Annotated in this window: 16 protein-coding genes; 7 read left to right on the top strand and 9 right to left on the bottom strand. The window is 65.2% G+C overall.

Annotated elements, in window-relative coordinates:
• Positions 1–15 precede the first annotated feature (15 nt).
• The 3 genes from VDP74_RS01700 to VDP74_RS01690 are packed head-to-tail and all read left to right on the top strand — an operon-like array spanning position 16 to position 2,812.
• Positions 16–1,035, top strand: coding sequence for an ABC transporter ATP-binding protein (locus VDP74_RS01700; protein ID WP_322997885.1), 1,020 nt, complete (start codon positions 16–18; stop codon positions 1,033–1,035).
• Between the two features lie 4 nt (positions 1,036–1,039).
• Positions 1,040–1,963, top strand: a complete 924-nt coding sequence (locus VDP74_RS01695; RefSeq protein WP_322997884.1) for a sugar ABC transporter permease — start codon at positions 1,040–1,042, stop codon at positions 1,961–1,963.
• A 3-nt stretch (positions 1,964–1,966) separates the two neighbouring features.
• Positions 1,967–2,812: a carbohydrate ABC transporter permease gene (locus tag VDP74_RS01690; protein ID WP_322997883.1), complete on the top strand. Its 846-nt coding sequence runs from the start codon at positions 1,967–1,969 to the stop codon at positions 2,810–2,812.
• On the opposite strand, the gene VDP74_RS01685 is transcribed toward VDP74_RS01690, so the two are convergent.
• From VDP74_RS01685 to VDP74_RS01660, 6 genes are all read right to left on the bottom strand, one after another.
• Positions 2,766–5,975 carry an efflux RND transporter permease subunit gene (locus tag VDP74_RS01685; RefSeq protein WP_322997882.1) on the bottom strand — a complete coding sequence of 1,070 codons (3,210 nt, stop codon included), beginning with the start codon at positions 5,973–5,975 and terminating at the stop codon, positions 2,766–2,768. The genes VDP74_RS01690 and VDP74_RS01685 overlap by 47 nt on opposite strands.
• Positions 5,972–7,168 carry an efflux RND transporter periplasmic adaptor subunit gene (locus VDP74_RS01680; RefSeq protein WP_322997881.1) on the bottom strand — a complete coding sequence of 399 codons (1,197 nt, stop codon included), beginning with the start codon at positions 7,166–7,168 and terminating at the stop codon, positions 5,972–5,974. The genes VDP74_RS01685 and VDP74_RS01680 overlap by 4 nt, the downstream gene beginning before the upstream one ends.
• A gap of 318 nt (positions 7,169–7,486) precedes the next feature.
• On the bottom strand, positions 7,487–8,056 hold the full coding sequence (gene phaP / locus VDP74_RS01675; protein ID WP_322997880.1) for a TIGR01841 family phasin: 570 nt from the start codon (positions 8,054–8,056) through the stop codon (positions 7,487–7,489).
• Between the two features lie 176 nt (positions 8,057–8,232).
• Positions 8,233–8,958 carry an IclR family transcriptional regulator gene (locus tag VDP74_RS01670; RefSeq protein ID WP_416232917.1) on the bottom strand — a complete coding sequence of 242 codons (726 nt, stop codon included), beginning with the start codon at positions 8,956–8,958 and terminating at the stop codon, positions 8,233–8,235.
• A gap of 226 nt (positions 8,959–9,184) precedes the next feature.
• Positions 9,185–10,024 carry a competence/damage-inducible protein A gene (locus VDP74_RS01665; RefSeq protein WP_322997878.1) on the bottom strand — a complete coding sequence of 280 codons (840 nt, stop codon included), beginning with the start codon at positions 10,022–10,024 and terminating at the stop codon, positions 9,185–9,187.
• Positions 10,025–10,071: 47 nt separating this feature from the next.
• Positions 10,072–10,872 (bottom strand): EI24 domain-containing protein, encoded by an 801-nt coding sequence (locus VDP74_RS01660; RefSeq protein ID WP_322997877.1) that lies wholly within the window; start codon positions 10,870–10,872, stop codon positions 10,072–10,074.
• 52 nt (positions 10,873–10,924) lie between these two features.
• Here VDP74_RS01660 and VDP74_RS01655 point away from each other — a divergent pair, with 52 nt between their 5' ends.
• Positions 10,925–11,302, top strand: coding sequence for a thioredoxin family protein (locus tag VDP74_RS01655; RefSeq protein ID WP_322997876.1), 378 nt, complete (start codon positions 10,925–10,927; stop codon positions 11,300–11,302).
• Positions 11,303–11,345: 43 nt separating this feature from the next.
• Here VDP74_RS01655 and VDP74_RS01650 read toward each other — a convergent pair whose 3' ends face one another.
• Complete coding sequence (locus VDP74_RS01650) at positions 11,346–12,734, bottom strand: DEAD/DEAH box helicase (protein ID WP_322997875.1); 1,389 nt, start codon at positions 12,732–12,734, stop codon at positions 11,346–11,348.
• Positions 12,735–12,858: 124 nt separating this feature from the next.
• Between VDP74_RS01650 and VDP74_RS01645 the strand changes: the two genes are divergently transcribed.
• From VDP74_RS01645 to VDP74_RS01635, 3 genes are read left to right on the top strand one after another with little or no spacing between them, the layout of a single operon-like run.
• On the top strand, positions 12,859–13,779 hold the full coding sequence (locus VDP74_RS01645; RefSeq protein WP_322997874.1) for a branched-chain amino acid transaminase: 921 nt from the start codon (positions 12,859–12,861) through the stop codon (positions 13,777–13,779).
• Positions 13,780–13,790: 11 nt separating this feature from the next.
• Entirely contained in the window at positions 13,791–14,021 is a 231-nt protein-coding gene (locus tag VDP74_RS01640; protein ID WP_322997873.1) for a zinc-finger domain-containing protein, read from the top strand.
• Complete coding sequence (locus VDP74_RS01635) at positions 13,990–15,108, top strand: YheT family hydrolase (protein WP_322997872.1); 1,119 nt, start codon at positions 13,990–13,992, stop codon at positions 15,106–15,108. The genes VDP74_RS01640 and VDP74_RS01635 overlap by 32 nt, the downstream gene beginning before the upstream one ends.
• A gap of 24 nt (positions 15,109–15,132) precedes the next feature.
• On the opposite strand, the gene VDP74_RS01630 is transcribed toward VDP74_RS01635, so the two are convergent.
• Positions 15,133–16,611: a M48 family metalloprotease gene (locus VDP74_RS01630; RefSeq protein WP_416232914.1), complete on the bottom strand. Its 1,479-nt coding sequence runs from the start codon at positions 16,609–16,611 to the stop codon at positions 15,133–15,135.
• A gap of 1 nt (position 16,612) precedes the next feature.
• Positions 16,613–17,470: a cytochrome c oxidase assembly protein gene (locus VDP74_RS01625; RefSeq protein WP_322997870.1), complete on the bottom strand. Its 858-nt coding sequence runs from the start codon at positions 17,468–17,470 to the stop codon at positions 16,613–16,615.
• Positions 17,471–17,517: the final 47 nt, after the last annotated feature.

The raw sequence follows: 17,517 nt of genomic DNA, 5'->3' as shown, positions 1-17,517 counted from the left end.
AAAGGAAAACATCTCATGGCAAGCCTGAGCATCGAGCACCTGAGCACCACCTACGACCACGGCCGCGTCAAGGCAGTCGATGACGTCAGCCTGGATGTCCCCGACGGGGAATTCCTGGTGCTGCTGGGCGCCTCGGGCTCGGGAAAATCCACCCTGATGCGCACCATCGCGGGGCTGGAACACCCCAGCAGCGGCACCATCCGCATCGACGGGCGCGTGGCCAACGAGGAACCGCCGCGCCTGCGCAACATCGCGATGGTGTTTCAAAGTTACGCGCTCTACCCGCACAAGACGGTCGCCCGCAACATCGCCTTTCCACTGGAAGCCGTCAAGATGCCGGCCGACCAGATTCAGGACAAGGTCCGCTGGGCGGCCGACCTGTTCGGCATCGGCCAGTTGCTGGGCCGCCGCCCTCGGGAACTGTCGGGAGGTGAACGCCAGCGAGTTGCGCTGGCCCGCGCCCTGGTCCGCACGCCCACCCTGTTCCTGATGGACGAGCCTTTGTCCAACCTGGACGCGAAACTGCGCCATTCCGCTCGTCGGGAATTCAAGCGCCTGCACCAGCAAACCGGCATCACCACGCTGTACGTGACACACGACCAGGTCGAAGCCATGGGCCTGGGGCAGCGTATCGCCGTCATGAACCACGGCAAGATCCAGCAGATCGGCACGCCCTACGAGATCTACCACGAACCTGCCAACACCTTCGTGGCGCAATTCATGGGTTCCCCCCCCATGAACCTGATTCCCGCCGGCGACTGGCTGCTGGGCTTCCACCCGGAAGACGCCCGCCTGACCGAACAGGCCGACCTGCCGCAGCACCACATGCTGCCCATCGAGATCCAGCAAGTCGAGAACCTGGGGGCCGACGCCCTGGTCTACGGCATCTTCATACCCAACCGCAGCGACGTCATCCTGAAGTCGCCCGAACGACTGGCCGAAGGCCTGGCGGCGGGCCAGACCCGCACATTCTGCGTGCCCGACGCGCTGATGCGCCGCTTCGATCCGCGCACCGGCCTGCGGGCCCAGGACTGACGCCATGCGCCGCGCATCTACCCTGACACTGCACCAGCGCGACACTCTGCTGGCCATGGGCATGGTCCTGCCCGCCATCCTGTACATCACCCTGCTGCTGGGCATCCCCATCGTACTGGCCGTGATCTACAGCCTGAACGACGTCACCACCGGCAGCCCGGTGATGCGCTTCATCGGCCTGGAGAACTTCAGGGCCCTGCTGGACACGCCCGATTTCCTGCGGGCCATAGGCAACACCTTTCTCATCACGATCAGCACCCTGGTCGGCGTGCTGGTGCTGGGCACCATCCAGGCCGAGCTGCTGATGCGCCCGACGCGCGGCAAATGGCTGATCCGCTTCCTGATCCTGCTGCCCTGGACGGCGCCGGCATCGCTGAGCGCCATCGCCTGGCTGTGGATGCTGGACTCGACCTTCAGTCCGCTGGACTGGGTCCTGCGCGGACTGGGGCTGCTGGGCCACCCCGGCGCCCTGTTCGGGGACTTCGACAACACATTCTGGCTGGGACGCAGCGGCCTGGCTCTGTTTTCCATCATCCTGGTCAACGTCTGGCGCCTGCTGCCGCTGGCCACCGTCATCATCCTGGCAGGGCTGAACGGCGTGCCGCGCGACATCCTGGAACAATCGGAAATCGACGGGGCCGGCTACTTCCGGCGCCTGTTCCACATCGTCCTGCCCATGTTGATCCCGGTGTTCGGGGTCACGATCCTGTTCACCTTCGTCTTTGTATTCACGGACATCGTCACCGTCTTCATCCTGACGCGCGGCGGCCCCGCCAATGCCACCCAGGTCCTGCCGACTCTGGCGTTCTTCACTGGAGTCCAGGGAGGGTCGCTGGGGCGCGGCGCGGCCACGGCGCTATTCCTGCTGCCGGTACTGGCCGCCGTGTCGATCGTGATCCTGTCCATCATTCGCCGCCGGGAGATCTGAACCATGCAGAACGCGTCCCGATCCCCCGCCCGCATCAGCGGCCTCTACATCGCCACGCTGCTGTTCGTGGTGTTTTCCGCCCTGCCGTTCTACGTGATGCTGATCACCAGTTTCAAGACCCAGGGCGATATCTTCTCGCCGGCGGCCAACCCCTTCTGGTTTTCCGCACCGCCCACACTGGCCAACATCAAGCTGCTGTTCTTCCAGACTCAGTTCGTCCAATGGCTGATCAACACCGTCTGGGTGGGGCTGGCGGTGGTCGTCATCACGCTGGCGCTCTCGGTGCCGGCGGCCTACGGGCTGGCCCGCATCGCCGGTGGCTGGGGGGAGACCCTGGGCATCGGCATTTTCCTCAGCTACCTGGTGCCCCCCACTCTGCTGTTCATCCCATTTTCAAAGGTCATCGCCTTTCTGGGCCTGCAGAATTCGCTCTGGGCGCTGATCGTGGCCTACCCGACTTTTACCGTGCCGTTCTGCACCTGGCTGCTGATGGGGTTCTTCAAGGGCATTCCGCGCGACATCGAAGAGCAGGCCATGATCGACGGCCACAACCGCTTCAGCGCCTTTATCCATGTGGTACTGCCCCTGGCCCTGCCCGGCTTGATGACGGTGGTGGTCTTTGCCTTTACCCTGTCAACCAGCGAATTCATCTATGCCCTGGCCTTTGTCACGCACTCGGCCGACAAGACCATCAGCATCGCGGTGCCCACCGAACTGATACGCGGCGACGTCTACCACTGGGGGCCGCTGCTGGCCGGCGCGCTGATCGCCAGCATCCCGATCGCCGTGCTGTATACGTTTTTCATCGACCAGCTGGTGGCGGGGCTGACGTCGGTGGCGCGGAACTGATATCTGCCGCGCGAGCAGCCACCCGACGGCGGCGCAACCGCTGTGCCTGTTTCAGCGCCCGGCCGCGCACATAATGGTGATGCAGGCGATCCAGGTACAGATAGACGACGGGCGTGGTGTACAAGGTCAGGGCCTGCGACAGGATCAGGCCGCCCACCATGGTGTAGCCCAGGGGCTGACGCAGTTCCGAACCCGCCCCCGTGCCCAGCATCAGCGGCAGCCCTGCGAACAGGGCGCACAAGGTCGTCATCAGGATGGGGCGGAAACGCAGCAGACAGGCCTGGTAGATCGCCTCGCGCGATGACAGCCCCTGTTCGCGTTCGGCGACGATGGCGAAGTCGATCAGCAGAATGCCGTTTTTCTTCACGATGCCGATCAGCAGCAGGATGCCGATCAGGGCGATCACACTGAAATCCATGCCGCTGACCATCAGGATCAGCAAGGCGCCTACCCCGGCCGCCGGCAGGGTGGACAGGATCGTCAGCGGGTGGATATAGCTTTCGTACAGCAGGCCCAGCACGATGTAGACCGCCACCAGTGCGGCCGTAATCAGGTAGGGCTGCGTGGCCAGGGATTCCTGGAAGGCCTGGGCCGTGCCCTGGAAGGACCCCTGCACCGAAATCGGCACCGCCATCGCCGCCTGGGCCTGCTGGATGGCATCCACCGCCTGGCCCAGCGAATACCCGTGCGCCAGGTTGAAGGAAATCGTCACGGCGGGGAACTGCCCCTGGTGGTTGATGGACAGGTAGCCGGTCTTGGACGTATCTACCCGCACCAGGCTGGACAGAGGCACCTGCTGCCTCGTCAGCGGCGAGGTGATGTACAGGTGCGAGAACACATCCGGGTCGCGCTGCCATTCCGGCGTGATCTCCAGCACGACGTTGTAGCTGTTGATCTGGGTGAAATACTGGGCGACCTGCCGCTGGCCCAGCGCATCGTAGATGGTGTTGTCGATCATGGCCGGGGAAATGCCGAACATCGCGGCCCGCGCACGGTCGATCGTGACCACCGCCGTGTTGGCGCTGTTCTGCTGGTCGGTGGCCAGGTCGGTCAGGGGCGCCAATGTGCGGAACCGATCCAGCAAACGGGGCGCCCAGACGTTGAGCTCGTCCAGGTCGGCACTGGTCAGGGTGTACTGGTATTGCGTACGCGACAGGCGGCCGCCGACGTTGATGTCCTGGCCCGCCTGCATGAACAGCCGCACACCCGGGACTTTCGCCAGTTGCGGATTCAGGCGCCGGATCACGGCATCGGCCGAGGCCGTACGCCCGTGGTCCCTGGGCCGCAGGCTGATGAAGAAGCGGCCCGTGTTGAAGGTCGGCGCGTTGCTGGTCATGCCAAAGGAGGCGACGTCGGGGTCCTGGCGCAGCACGTCCGCCAAGGCCATCATGCGCTCGTTCATGGCCTCGAACGAGCTGTCCTGGGCGGATTCCGCCAGGCCAAAGATCGCGCCGGTGTCCTGCTGCGGGAAAAACCCCTTGGGAATCACCACCAGCAAAGCGACCGAGGCAGCCAGCGTGGCCAGGAACACGCACAACGTCAGGAAGGAGTGGTTCAGGACCACGTCCAGGCTGCGGCGATAGGCGTTCAACAGGACGTCGAAGCCGCGCTCGAACGCCAGGTAGACGCGTCCATGCCGCACGTGCTGCAGGTCGCGCAGGAATTTCGAACAGAGCATGGGGGTGAGCGTCAGCGTGACCAGGACCGACAGCCCGATGGTCATGACCACCGTCACGGCGAATTCCCGGAACAGGCGCCCCACGATCCCCCCCATCAGCAACAAGGGGATGAACACCGCCATCAGGGATACGGAGATCGACACGATGGTGAAACCGATTTCACGCGCTCCCCGCAGGGCGGCGTCCATGGGCCGCATGCCTTCTTCGACATGACGCCAGATGTTTTCCAGCATCACGACGGCGTCATCGACGATGAAACCGACCGAAATCGTCAGGGCCATCAGCGACAGATTGTCCAGACTGTAGCCCGCCAGGTACATCAGGGCGAACGTCCCCATCAGGGCCAGCGGCACCGTCACGCTGGCAATCAGGGTCCCTGCCACGCTGCGCAGGAACATGAAGATGACCAGGACGACCAGCGCGATGGATAGGACCAGGGTGAACTCGACCTCATGCACGGAGGCCTGGATGTTCTGGGTGCGGTCCATCAGGGTGCTGACGTGCACGCTGGCCGGCATGGCCGCCATCAGCTTGGGCAACTCGGCACGGATGCGGGCCACCGTGTCGATGACGTTGGCTCCCGGCTGCTTGGTGACGCCGACCACCAGGGAACGGCCGTCCAGGGCGACGTCGTGCGGCCCCGCCCCGCGTCCGGCGAACGCCCAGGCCGCCTGCTTGGCGTCCTCGGGCCCCGGCACCGCCTGGCCGATGTCCCGCACCCGCACGGGCGCACCGTTGCGCCAGGCAACGATCGCGTCATTCCACTGATCCACGTCCGTCAGCTGATCGTTGGTATAGATGGTGTAGCTTTGCCGCGATCCATCCACCGAGCCCTTGGGCTGGCTGACGGTGGTGGTGGCGATCACCCCCCTGATGGACTCCAGGTCCAGCCCCAGCGCGGCGATCTTGCGCGGATCGACCTGCACCCGGATGGCGGGTTTCTGCTGTCCGAAGATGTTGACCTGTCCCACGCCGTCCACCCGCGACAACTGCTGCGCCAGGATGTTGTCGGCATAGTCGTTCACGACGGTGATCGGCAGGACATCGGACTGCACGGACAGCAGCAGAATCGAGAAATCGGCGGGATTGACCTTGCGGAAGGTGGGCGGACTGGGCATGTTCGACGGCAGCTGGCGGGCCGCAGCGGCGATCGCCGTCTGCACGTCTAGGGCGGCGCCGTCGATATTGCGATCCAGATCGAACTGCAAGGTGATGCTGGACTGACCCAGGGCATTCTGGGAACTCATCTGCACCAGGCCGGGGATGGTGGAGAACTGCCGTTCCAGCGGCTGAGCCACGCTGGTCGCCATGGTCTCGGGACTGCCACCTGGCAGTTTGGCCGTGACCTGGATGGTGGGAAAGTCCACCTGCGGCAGCGGCGCGACCGGCAAGAGCGGAAACACCGCCAGCCCCACCAGGAACAGGGCCAGGGCCAGCAGCGAGGTGCCGATGGGGCGTTGGATGAAAAGGGTGGAGATATTCAAGATTCAATCTCGGCAATCCGGACGCCGGGCCGCAGACGGTACTGCCCATCCACCACAACCCGATCGCCGGCCGCCAGACCCTGGGAAATCACGCTGAGGCCGTCCTGCGAGACCAATACCTGCACCGGGCGCGGCTGGACGGCGTCGTTCTTGTCCACCACGTAGACGAACAGGCCTTGAGCCCCGCGCTGAACGGCCGAGTCGGGTACTACCAGCGCACCGCGCCGCACTCCCAGGATCAGCCGCACATCCACCGTCTGGCCTGGCCACAGGCTCTGGTCGGGGTTGGCAAATCTGGCCTTCAGCCGCAGCGTTCCGCTGGCGGCGTCGATCTGGTTGTCCACCAACACCAGGCTGCCCTGACCGAGCACCTGGGACTGCCCCTGGGACAGGACCTGGACATGGATCGCATCTGCAGCCGGCCCTGCTGCCTGGGCTCCTGGATATCCGGAGGCGTCGGGCCTGGATGCGTCCTTCCCCGCAGCCTGCAAGGCCGCGTGGATCTGCGCATATGCGGTATCCGGCACGGTAAAGCTGACGGCGATAGGATCGATCTGATTGATGACCACCAGCCCCTGGGCATCGGCGGCCCGCACCAGATTACCGGGGTCCACCAGCCGCGCCCCGGTGCGGCCGGCGAAAGGCGCCACGATCCGGGTGTAGGCCAGTTGCACCTGGGCGGCCTGGATCTGGGCCTCGTCCGATTGCACCGTAGCCTGCAAGGCAGCCACCTGGGCCCGCTGGGTATCGAGTGTCTGTCGATCGATGGCCGCGTGGCGGGCCAGCTCGACGTAACGTTTCAGGTCCTGGCGGGCATTGTCCAACTGCGCCTGATCGCGACTGCGCTGGGCCACGGCCTGCGCCAGCTGGGCCTTTGGTGCCCGGTCATCCAGTTGCGCAATCAGCTGCCCCTGCCGGACCATGTCGCCTTCCCGGAAACCGACGGATTCCAACTGGCCGTCGATGCGGGACCGCACGGTGACGGTTTTCCAGGCCTGCACAGCCCCCAGCCCCGGCAGGCGGACGGGCACATCCTGCGCCCGAACCAAGGTCGTGCGCACCAGAACCGGCCCGCCGGCCACAGCCTGGGGGGCCGGAGCGGCCGTCGAGCGGCTGAACCACCAGACCGCGGCCCCCAGCGCGATCAGGACCGGCAAACCAACCAGCAACAACGAACGACGCACAGCCGACATGCTTTGGGATCCCCGACAGGATGTGACGTAATGGAACAGGCGCCTACGGGCGCCCTGTGCGAGTATACGAGCAAGCCCGCCCGAAATGATGAAGGAATCTTGAAAAAGAAAGAGTGCCCCCACGCTGCGCAGGCTGCGCCCGCTTGCTGCCCCCCAAGGGGGCGCCTTTTGCCTTGGGGCGGCCCGGCGGCAAAAGAGTGCCCCCACGCTGCGCAGGCTGCGCCCGCTTGCTGCCGGGGCAATAAAAAAGCCAGGCGAGTGCCTGGCTTTGAAGACGGGGTCGACCGGCTACGGAACCGGCCGATACCGCTGCTGCAATCAGTTGGCCGAGCGGCGGGCGCGGGCGGGCTTGGAAGCCTTGCTCACGTCGGCGGCGGCCTTCAGGGTAGCGTTGGTCGCGGCGGCGAAGTTGGATTCAGCGGCGCTGGCGGCCTGGCGGGCGGCCTTGGCAGCGGATTCGTAGGCGTTCGTCGCAGTGGCCAGCGAGGACTTCAGCAGCGCCACGGCACCTTCGGAACCGGTGGGGGCGTTGCGGGAGAACTGTTCCACGGCGTCGGCGACGCGTTCCTGGCCCTGGGCCAGCTGGGCTTCAGCCAGCTTGCTCAGTTCGCCCTGCACGTCGGCCAGGATCTCGTAGACGTCCTTGCCGTAGGCCACGGCCTGTTCGGGGCGCACCAGCGCCGAGGTGAAGGCCAGCAGTTCCTGGGCGTCCTTCAGATCGGTGGCTTCTTGAGATTTCTGGGCGACTTCTTCCAGAGCGGCCTTGGTGGCCTTCAGGTTGAGATCGACCAGCTTTTCAAAGCCGCTGAAGAAAGTGCCCTGGACAGCCAGGAAATTGTCGATGACGGCTTTTTGCGAGGCCAGCAGGACTTGGGGGTTTGCGCTCATGATGACTCCTTGTCAGTAGATAGAAGGCTTCCTCAGAGGCATATCGCCCGGCACCTTCCCGGCTGCAACCGAAATGTTGCAGCGCACAATTGAAATTTTAAAGCAACTGATGGGGAAGTCAAGAGATTTTTGTTGCAACGCAACAAATAATTCCGAGCCCGCGTGCAACGCCCGATTCAGTGCGCGGTCGTCTCGTAACCCAGCGCTTCGGAAATGCTGGTAGTGGCCGACAGGAGCAGCGGAATCCAATCGTCGCGCATGCGTTCGGCCGGCGCGGACAGGGACAGCCCCGCCAGCAAGGTGCCGGTGTCGTCGTAGACCCCGGCCGCGATGCAGCGCACGCCCAGTTCCAGTTCCTCGTTGTCGCGCGAATAGCCATGGCGTCGCACCAGGGCCAGTTCACGTTCCAGCTGCTCCAGCTGAGTGATGCTGTTGCGCGTGTTGCCGGCCAGGCCGGTGCGCATGGCATAGCTGCGTACGCTGCGGGCATCCCAGGTCGCCAGGAACAGTTTGCCGGTAGATGTCAGGTGCAGGGGCGCGCGCCCGCCGATGGCCCGCACGACCTGCATGCCGGAGCGTTCGCTCCAGGCGCGTTCGATGTAGACGATTTCGTCTCCCTGGGCCAGGGACAGGTTGACGGTCTGGCCGGTCTGGCGATGCAATTCACGCATGGGCCCCATGGAAGCCGCGCGCACGTCCAGACGCCCCTTGACCAGGGACCCCAGTTCCAGCAGGCGCATGCCCAGGCGGTACAGGCCGCTGTCCACCCGTTCGACATAGCGCCCGACGGCCAGGTCGGCCAGGATGCGGTGGGTGGTCGAAGCATGCAGCCCCGTGGCGGCTGCCAGGTCCTTCAGGGCGACAGGGTCGCGCTGCCCCGCCAGCACGTCGAGGATGCGCATGGCCCGATCCAGCACCTGGATCGTGACGGAACTGTGCTCGGCGACCGTATCCCGCAGCGGCGGCTGGGGTGAGGACAGCAGAGAGGAGGAGTTGGAGGAACGCGCCATAAGGGGAAATTGTTGCAATGCCACAATTCCATACTATGAAAAATCATTCCATCTGGCAAGCCCTGAATTCCCTGAGTTTCCTGAATTCCAGATGGTCGCGATCCGCTGCCACAGGTATTCAGATCGGCGGATTCAGGCTGCCCCCAAGGGACTGGACCTCGGTCCGCAGCCAGGCCAGGGCCTGCGCAGCGGCGTCGGGTTCGCCCTTGACCCCCAGTTCGATGTGCGGGTGGCCGCCCGAGTCCCCGACATTGGGCAGGCTGAAGGCCCGGATCCCCGGCCAGCGCCGTTCCAGGGATTCCAGTGCGGGCGTGATGCGGGATTCGGGCATGCCGAAGACCAGGAAGGAGTGCTCGACCCGGGCTTCCTGGTGATGCCAGCGGGCATAGCGGGTGTCCAGGGTCCAGGCCATCATGGGATGAGCCATGACGGGAAAGCCGGGCATGAAGCTGTGGTTGCGGATGAAGAATCCGGGGATGCGGTTGTAGGTATTGGGGATGATGTCCGCACCCACCGGGAACACCCCCATCTGCAGCCGCTGCTGATTTTCCGGCGTGGACATGTCGGCGCTGCCCTGCCCCTTGGCCGCCATCTCTGCGCAGCGTTCGCCAATCAGCCGGGCCGCTTCCGGATGCAAGGCCAGGCCCACCCCCAGTGCGCGGGCGGCGGACTGTCGAGTCCGGTCGTCGGGCGTGGCCCCAATGCCGCCGCAGCAAAAGACCAGGTCGCTGGTCGCAAAGCTGCGTCGCAGACAGGCGGTGATGTCGTCCTCGTCGTCGGAAATGAATTCCGCCGCCTTGAGCCGCATGCCACGAGCTTGCAGCAATTCGATCAGCGTGGCGAAATGCTTGTCCTGGCGACGACCCGACAGGATTTCGTCGCCGATCGCGATCAGGCGCACCGAAGGCACGGGCTCGCCCGCCGCCCGGGACGGAGAATTGCTCGAGGAGGATGTCATCGCAGAGTTCTCGTTTGAGGATCAGGAATCAGGGGCAAAAGCTGGCGTCAGCGGCTCGGCATGTCGATCACGGTTTCTGCTCGCAGGCGGCCAATGGCGTCCAGGCAGAAATGGGCATAGACCAGCGCCGAGAACACCGGCATCACCAGCCAGAACAAGGGCACCAGATTGACCAGCGCCAGGATGCCGGCGATCAGCCACAACTGCCGGTTGTGGCGGCGCCACAGCAGACGCCGTTCAGCCGGGCTGGCATGCTCGATCATGGCGTCGACCCGCAGCATGCGGTTCAGCGCGAAGGCCCACCAGAAGATCGGCAGGACCAGCGCCATGGGCGGCATCAGCCACAGCGGCATGGTAAATATCCAGCCCAGGCAGAACAGCAACCCCACCCAGACAGCGTTCCAGACGCCCAGCACGGTGGCGTGCTGGCCCTGGCGGCTCAGCCCCGGGTAATCCCGTTTTTCCAGATGCTGCAGCACCAGGGGCATGACGAAGACGGCAGCAATGCCCAGGCCCAGGATGCCCGCCAATGGCAGCAGCAGGCCGGCAGCCATCAGGGGCACCAGCCAGAGTTTGAGCGAAAACAGCCCCACTGCCACCAGCCACCCGTCCACCGTGTTGAACATGCCCCAGGACGTGGCTTCCTGATCCAGCCAACCGGTCAAAGGCGCCCAGAAGAACCACAGCAGCACGACAGCCCCCATCACGGCGATCACGAAGGGCAGCAATAGCGCGACCAGCATGCGCGGATGCAACTGGCTGACCAGGGCGCGGCGAAACGCCTGCCCGACCAGCGATAGACCACGGGCGGACTGCGACCCGCGCAAAGCAAGATTCTGATGTGTCATGCGGCACACTGGGTGTGAAAAGGAAATGGAATTTTCATACTATATTGCCCTCATGAAAGTATTCAACCCCCACACCGACCTGCCCGCCCTGCGCGCGCAACTGGCCCAGGACGACGGGCGTCGTATCGTCTGCTATTGCGCGGCCTGGTGCCGCACCTGCGACGGCTACCAACCTGCCCTGGAAGCGCTGGCAGCGCGACACCCAGGCTGGACGTTCATCTGGGTAGACGTAGAAGACAGCCCCGATTGGCTGGGCGACGAGGACATCGAGAATTTCCCCACCGTGCTGGTGCAGGACCGCGCCGGTACGCGTTTCTGGGGAGTGCAACTGCCCTATGTCGAGCATTTGCAGCGGTTGCTGGAAGGCGCCGAGAGCCTGCCGGTGCTGGCAGGCGGCCCTGGCCGCATCGACGATCTGGCCGGCGCCTGAGGCGGCCGCATCGGGGCCAAGGCCTGCAAAACGGGCTGACGAATCAGTCGGATTTGCGGGTGCCGCCCAGCAGCACGCCCACCGTGCGCCGCGCGGGGGTAACCGACGGCCGGATGTCCTGCTCGGCAGCAGGCTGTTCGCCGGCAGCCGCCGGGACATAGGGTTTGGTGAAGAAATCATCCACCGGGGCCTCGGGCGCATGCCAGCCGGACCCTGAGCTGCGATGCGCCCCGACCGGACGGCGCCGGGACGGGCGCGGCAATTCCAGTTCCCCGCGAGGGATCTTGGTCTTGATGAGTTTTTCGATGTCCAGCAGATAGCGTTCTTCGTCGGGCGCGAACAGGGCGATGGCCTCGCCTTCTGCCCCGGCGCGGCCGGTGCGCCCGATGCGGTGCACGTAGTCTTCGGGATTGCGCGGCAGATCGTAGTTGATGACGCAGGGAATGCCGGCGACGTCCAGCCCCCGGGCGGCCACATCCGTGGCCACCAGGACTTCCAGGGTCCCGGCCTTGAAGGCGTCCAGGGCCTTCATGCGTTCGATCTGGGATTTGTTGCCGTGGATGGATTCGGCCCGGATGCCGTCCTGTTCGAGCTGCCGCGCCAGGCGGCTGCAACCGATTTTCGTGTTGGAGAACACGATCACCTGGTTGAGCTGGCGGGATTTCACCAGATGCACCACGGCGTGGCGTTTGGCGTCGCCTTCCAGGGGGTAGGCGATCTGCGTGACGGTGTCGGCCGTGGCATTGGGTCGGGCGACTTCGACTTCCACGGGAGTGCGTAGGAAGCTGCGGCCCAGCTTGCGGATTTCAGGACTGAACGTCGCGGAAAACAACAGGCCCTGACGCCCGGGGGGCAGCAGACGCATGATGCGGTCCAGATCAGGCAGGAAGCCCATGTCCAGCATACGGTCGGCCTCGTCCAGCACCAGAATGCCTACTTGGCTGAGGTTCACGTTGCGCTGTTCGACGTGATCCAGCAACCGTCCCGGCGTGGCGATCAGGATTTCGCAACCCCGCCGCAGCTGTTCTTTTTGCGGACGGATGTCCACGCCGCCGAAGACCACGGCCGCGCGCAAGGGCACGAACTGGCTGTAGCGCTGCACGTTTTCGTGAATCTGGTCGGCCAGTTCGCGCGTGGGGGTCAGGATCAGCGCCCGCACCGGATGACGGGCGGGTGATGCGCTGTTGCTGGCGAACGGCATCAGGCGATGCAGGATGGGCAGGGAAAACGCGGCGGTCTTGCCGGTGCCCGTCTGGGCAGCCCCCATGACGTCGCGCCCGGTCAGGGCAATCGGGATGGCCTTGGCCTGGATCGGCGTGGCGGACGTATAGCCCGTGGCCTCGATGGCCTGCATGATGCCTGGATGCAGGCCAAACTGGCCAAACGCGACGGGTTGTTCGGCAATGGGATCGGTGGGGGTGGATTCGGTCATTCGCAGCTAGGGGAACACAGGCGCCAGAATCGGCCCTGCGCAATCATGAACAGGCTATTTTAACGTGCATCTCCGAAAGGCGGGCAATTGGTACAATAAAACCCTATTCATCTGGGAGACGGCAATGTCCATGGCTGACCGCGATGGGGTGATCTGGTATGACGGCAAACTCGTGCCCTGGCGCGACGCCACCACCCACGTCCTGACACATTCGCTTCATTACGGCCTGTCCGTCTTCGAGGGCGTGCGCGCCTACAAGACCGACCACGGCACCGCCATCTTCCGCCTGGAAGACCACACCCGCCGCCTGTTCAATTCGGCGCACATCTACCAGATGAAGATCCCCTACACCCGCGAGGCGATCTCCAATGCCCACATCGAGGTCGTGCGCCGCAACGAACTGGAATCCTGCTACATCCGGCCCATCGTGTTCTACGGCTCCGAGAAAATGGGCGTATCGCCCAAGGGCGCGCAGGTGCACGTGGCCATCGCAGCCTGGCCCTGGGGTGCCTACCTGGGCGAAGAAGCCCTGAAACAGGGCATCCGCGTCAAGATCTCCTCCTATGCCCGTCAGCATGTGAACGTCACCATGCCTCGGGCCAAGATCGCCAGCACCTACGCCAATTCCATCCTGGCCAACACCGAGGCCCTGGAACACGGCTACGACGAGGCCATCCTGCTGGACACCAGCGGCTTCGTGGCGGAAGGCTCCGGCGAGAACCTGTTCATCGTGCGCGACGGCGTGCTCTACGAACCGGACATCGCCTGCGCCCTGACCGGCATCACGCGCGCCTCCATCCACCAGATCGCCGCCGACCTGGGCCTGCAGGTCGTGTCCCGCCGACTGACGCGCGACGACCTGTACATCGCCGACGAGGCCTTCTTCACCGGCACGGCCGCCGAAGTCACGCCCATCCGTGAAATCGACGGGCGCCAGATCGGTGCTGGCGAACGCGGCCCCATCACCGCCCAATTGCAAAAAGCCTTCTTCGAGGCCGTCTCGGGCAAGACCCCGAAATACCACCATTGGCTCTCGAAAGTCTGACAGGAACACTCATGAGCAGCACACCCGATTCTTCCCGGAAACCGGAACCCGTAGTCGTCGGCGCAGAAGACCTGCCCGTCTACTGCCCCGGCCCGAAATCCCCCCTCTGGTCCATGCATCCCCGCACCTACATCGAGGTCGTGAAAAATGGGGTTGCCAAATGTCAGTACTGCGGCACCGAATACGTTCTACGCGACGGCGACCACCCGCATGGCCACGAACAGGCCGGCATCCGCATCTGATCCGTCCGCCCGCCTCGACATCGGCCGCTGCCCCGTGCCGGCCTGGTTGCCGGGCGGGCATGCGCAAACGCTGTACGGCGCCTTCTGCGCGCAGCATCCCACGATCCACTTCGTGCGCGAGCGGGCCGACACGCCCGACGGCGACTTCGTGGACCTGGACTGGTGCGGTCCGGGCCTGGATCCGCACATCCGGCCAGACGGACACTCCACCCCTCATGAATCCGGCCTGGTCGGAACCGCAGCCAGCCGCTGGATCGAGCCGGCCGACTGGTTCAGACTGTCCCCGGACGCCCCCGCCCTGATCCTGTTCCACGGCCTGGAAGGCAGCAGCCTGAGCCCCTACATGCAGGCCATCGCCCATGCTTTCCGCAGCCGGGGCTGGACCGTGGTGGCTGCTCATTTCCGCAGCTGCTCAGGGGTGCCCAACCGCATGGCGCGGGCCTACTACAGCGGCGATTCCTCGGAAATCGCCTTCATGCTGGACCACGTCCGATCCCGCCTGCCGCAGGCCGCCTGGCACGCCGCCGGCATATCCCTGGGCGGCAATGCACTGCTGAAACATCTGGGCGAAGCCGGCCACGGCGCCCAGGGCCTGCGCGCTGCCGCCGCCATATCGGTACCCATGGACCTGGCCGCCTGCGGGCGCCGGCTGTCGGAGACCGTCTGGGGGCGACAGCTGTATTCCCGCTATTTCCTGCAAAGCATCCGCCGCAAGATCCTGGACAAAGCGCAGCAATTCCCTGGATCGGTGGACGTGCTGCGCACCCAGCACATGCGAAGCCTGCGCGAGTTCGACGATCTGTACACGGCCCCCATGCACGGCTACCGCAACGCACTGGACTATTGGACACGGGCCGCCAGCCTGCCTCTGCTGCCGGGCATCCGCGTGCCCACCCTGATCCTGAACGCCCGCAACGACCCTTTCGTGCCAGAAGCCTCCCTGCCGGGCAGCCGCAGCACGTCGTCCGACGTTCTGCTGCACCAACCCAGCCAGGGCGGCCACGCCAGCTTTGTCACCGGCATGTTCCCAGGTCATCTGGGCTGGTTGCCCACCCGGCTGCACAGGTTCTTCGACAGCGGGCGATAAGGTCCGGCTGCACCAGGCAGCCGATCATTTCTTATAGGGTTCCAGCAGGGCCCGCTGATTTTCCAGCCGGTCTCGCAGCGTACGGATGCGCATGTCCAGGCGCGACTGTTCGTAGAAATCCCGAGACAGGCTGCGCGCCTGCTGCAGGTGTTCCATGGCGGTCGGCAAGGCGCCGGTCTGCTCGAAGTAGGACGCCATGGCCTCGTGCGCCTGGACCTTGTCACCCAGACGATCCAGGCTGTCGGCCAGCAGGCGCTGGAAGTCCGGTGTGTCAGGCCATTGCGCAACGGCAGCCTTCAGAAAATCCACGGCGGCCGAGTCCTGGCCAGCCGCCTGCAGCGCGCGTGCACGCTCGTCGGCAACGCCCTGGCTGTGCGGCCAGCGTTTCCAGGCCTGGGCGGACGCATCTGCAGCCGCTGCGGGGCTGTGCATCCGCGCCAGACGCACGTCCAGCATGTCCAGCTGGGGAGCCGGCTGCACCGCCCGGGCAGCATCCACCTGCTGCTGGGCGGCCGCAACCTGGCCAGCCTTCCAGTCCATCCAGGCCAGGCCATACAGGGCGGCCGCCTGACGGCTGCCCTGATATTCGCGGGCTTCGCTCTTGAAGGTCTGCCGCAGGCGATCGTCGTTATCGCGCCCCTGGATCAGCGCCAGCCGCGCCCGCACGAACCAGAATTCGGGCTGAGGATGCACGGTGGCCGCCGGCAGTTCGGCAATCCGGTTCTCGATATCGGAAAGACGCCGGATCGACAGCGGGTGGGTCGAGGCATAACCGCCCCCAGTGCCTTCGTTCAGGCGCGAGGCATTCATCAGGCGCCGGAACATGTCCAGCATGCCTCGGGGGTCGAACCCCGCCTGGCGCATCATCTGGAAGCCGGCCCGGTCGGCTTCCTGTTCGGCGCTGCGGGAAAAACCCAGCTGACGATCGATCGTGGCGGCCTGTCCGAAAGTCGCCACCCCCATGGCCAGATCGCCCTGCCCGGCCAGGGCCGCGAGCAAGGCGCCGATCAGGCTGGCCACCATCAGCCCGGTGCCTTGCGACTGCTGGGCGATGCCTCGGGCGATGTGGCGCTGCATGACGTGGCCGATCTCATGCGCCAGCACCCCGGCCAGTTCGGACTCGCTCTGGGCGGCGACGACCAGACCGCTGTTGATGCCGATGTAGCCGCCCGGCAGGGCGAAGGCGTTGATGGCCGGATCACGCACCGCGAAGACGGTGATGGTCTGGGACAGGGCCTGCGGCGCATGCGCGGCGAGCTTGCGCCCCAGATCGGTCAGATACTGGTTGATGTCCAGATCGGCGATGTAGGTCGGGTCGTGGCGACCCTGCTCCATGATGGCCTGGCCCAGCGTGCGCTCCACCATGGGGGACAATTCCGCCGACGACGCGACCCCCATGGAGGGCAGCCCCATGGGCTGGCCCCAGGCCGGGAAGGCGCAGGACAGCGCCGCCGACAGGCAAAGGGCCCGTCCGATCCGATGCAAGCGGGCATTCATGGACATCCTACGAAACCGCAGAGGCCGAAGGGCGCGGCACCCGGCGTTTGGGCTGCGGCAGACGGCCGCGCGCCGACAGGCGCATCAAGGTCCCCAAGGCATACAGGAGGCCGAAGGTCTCGATCAGACCCGCAGGCACCCACATGATCAGCCCGCCGATCACCTGATCGTCCAGCGCGCTGAAACCAGGCAACGCCCGGCCGCACAGATCGAAGACCGGGTACAGATCATGTCCCGTAAAGGCGATGACCGCCCCGGCCACCATCTGTGGAACCATGGTAAACACCGGCGAAAAGATGCGTCCGCCCGCCGACAGGGCCGCAGGCGGATGCGGCCGTCGGTCCAGGATCAGGTTCCAGTAGAGCAGGCCGCTGATGACCACCGACCAGTTCATGAAGCGATAGATGCGCCAGTCCAGCATGGAATAGAACTGGACGGTGGGTTCCAGCCAGATCAGCACCAGCAGGACAAACAGAAAAGGGATCAGGAAGCGGTGCGTGGCCAGGACTTCCAGCTGCCGCACCGGGCCGCGCCGCCGCGCGCCCGCCAGCCACACGCGCCAGCGCAGGGGCAGGCCCGCCCGCATGACCTGGCCAGGATACGCCCCCATGATCAGCAAGGGGCCCAGGTGGTGCAGCACCAGATGCTGCACACGGTGGATGAAGAACATGCGTTCGGCGTAGTAGTCCACGCGGGTATGCAAGGACAGGTACAGCAGCACCATGCCGATCCAGAATAGCGCCTGGCGGACCCGGCCCACGTGATGGACGCGCAGTCCGCGCAGGAACAGCCAGGCCGAGGCCAGAAAGGCCAGCACCAGAGTGGGAGAGAATTCCCAGGGCTGCAGCCAGGCAAGCAGATCCATGAGACGGGACTATGGCTCGGAAAAACGCAACCCGCCTAGTTTAAAGC

It is taken from the genome of Castellaniella sp., assembly GCF_034674885.1.
Lineage (GTDB): Bacteria > Pseudomonadota > Gammaproteobacteria > Burkholderiales > Burkholderiaceae_B > Castellaniella.
Note: the sequence above shows the minus strand (reverse complement) of the source record. Positions and strands in the feature narration are given on the sequence as shown.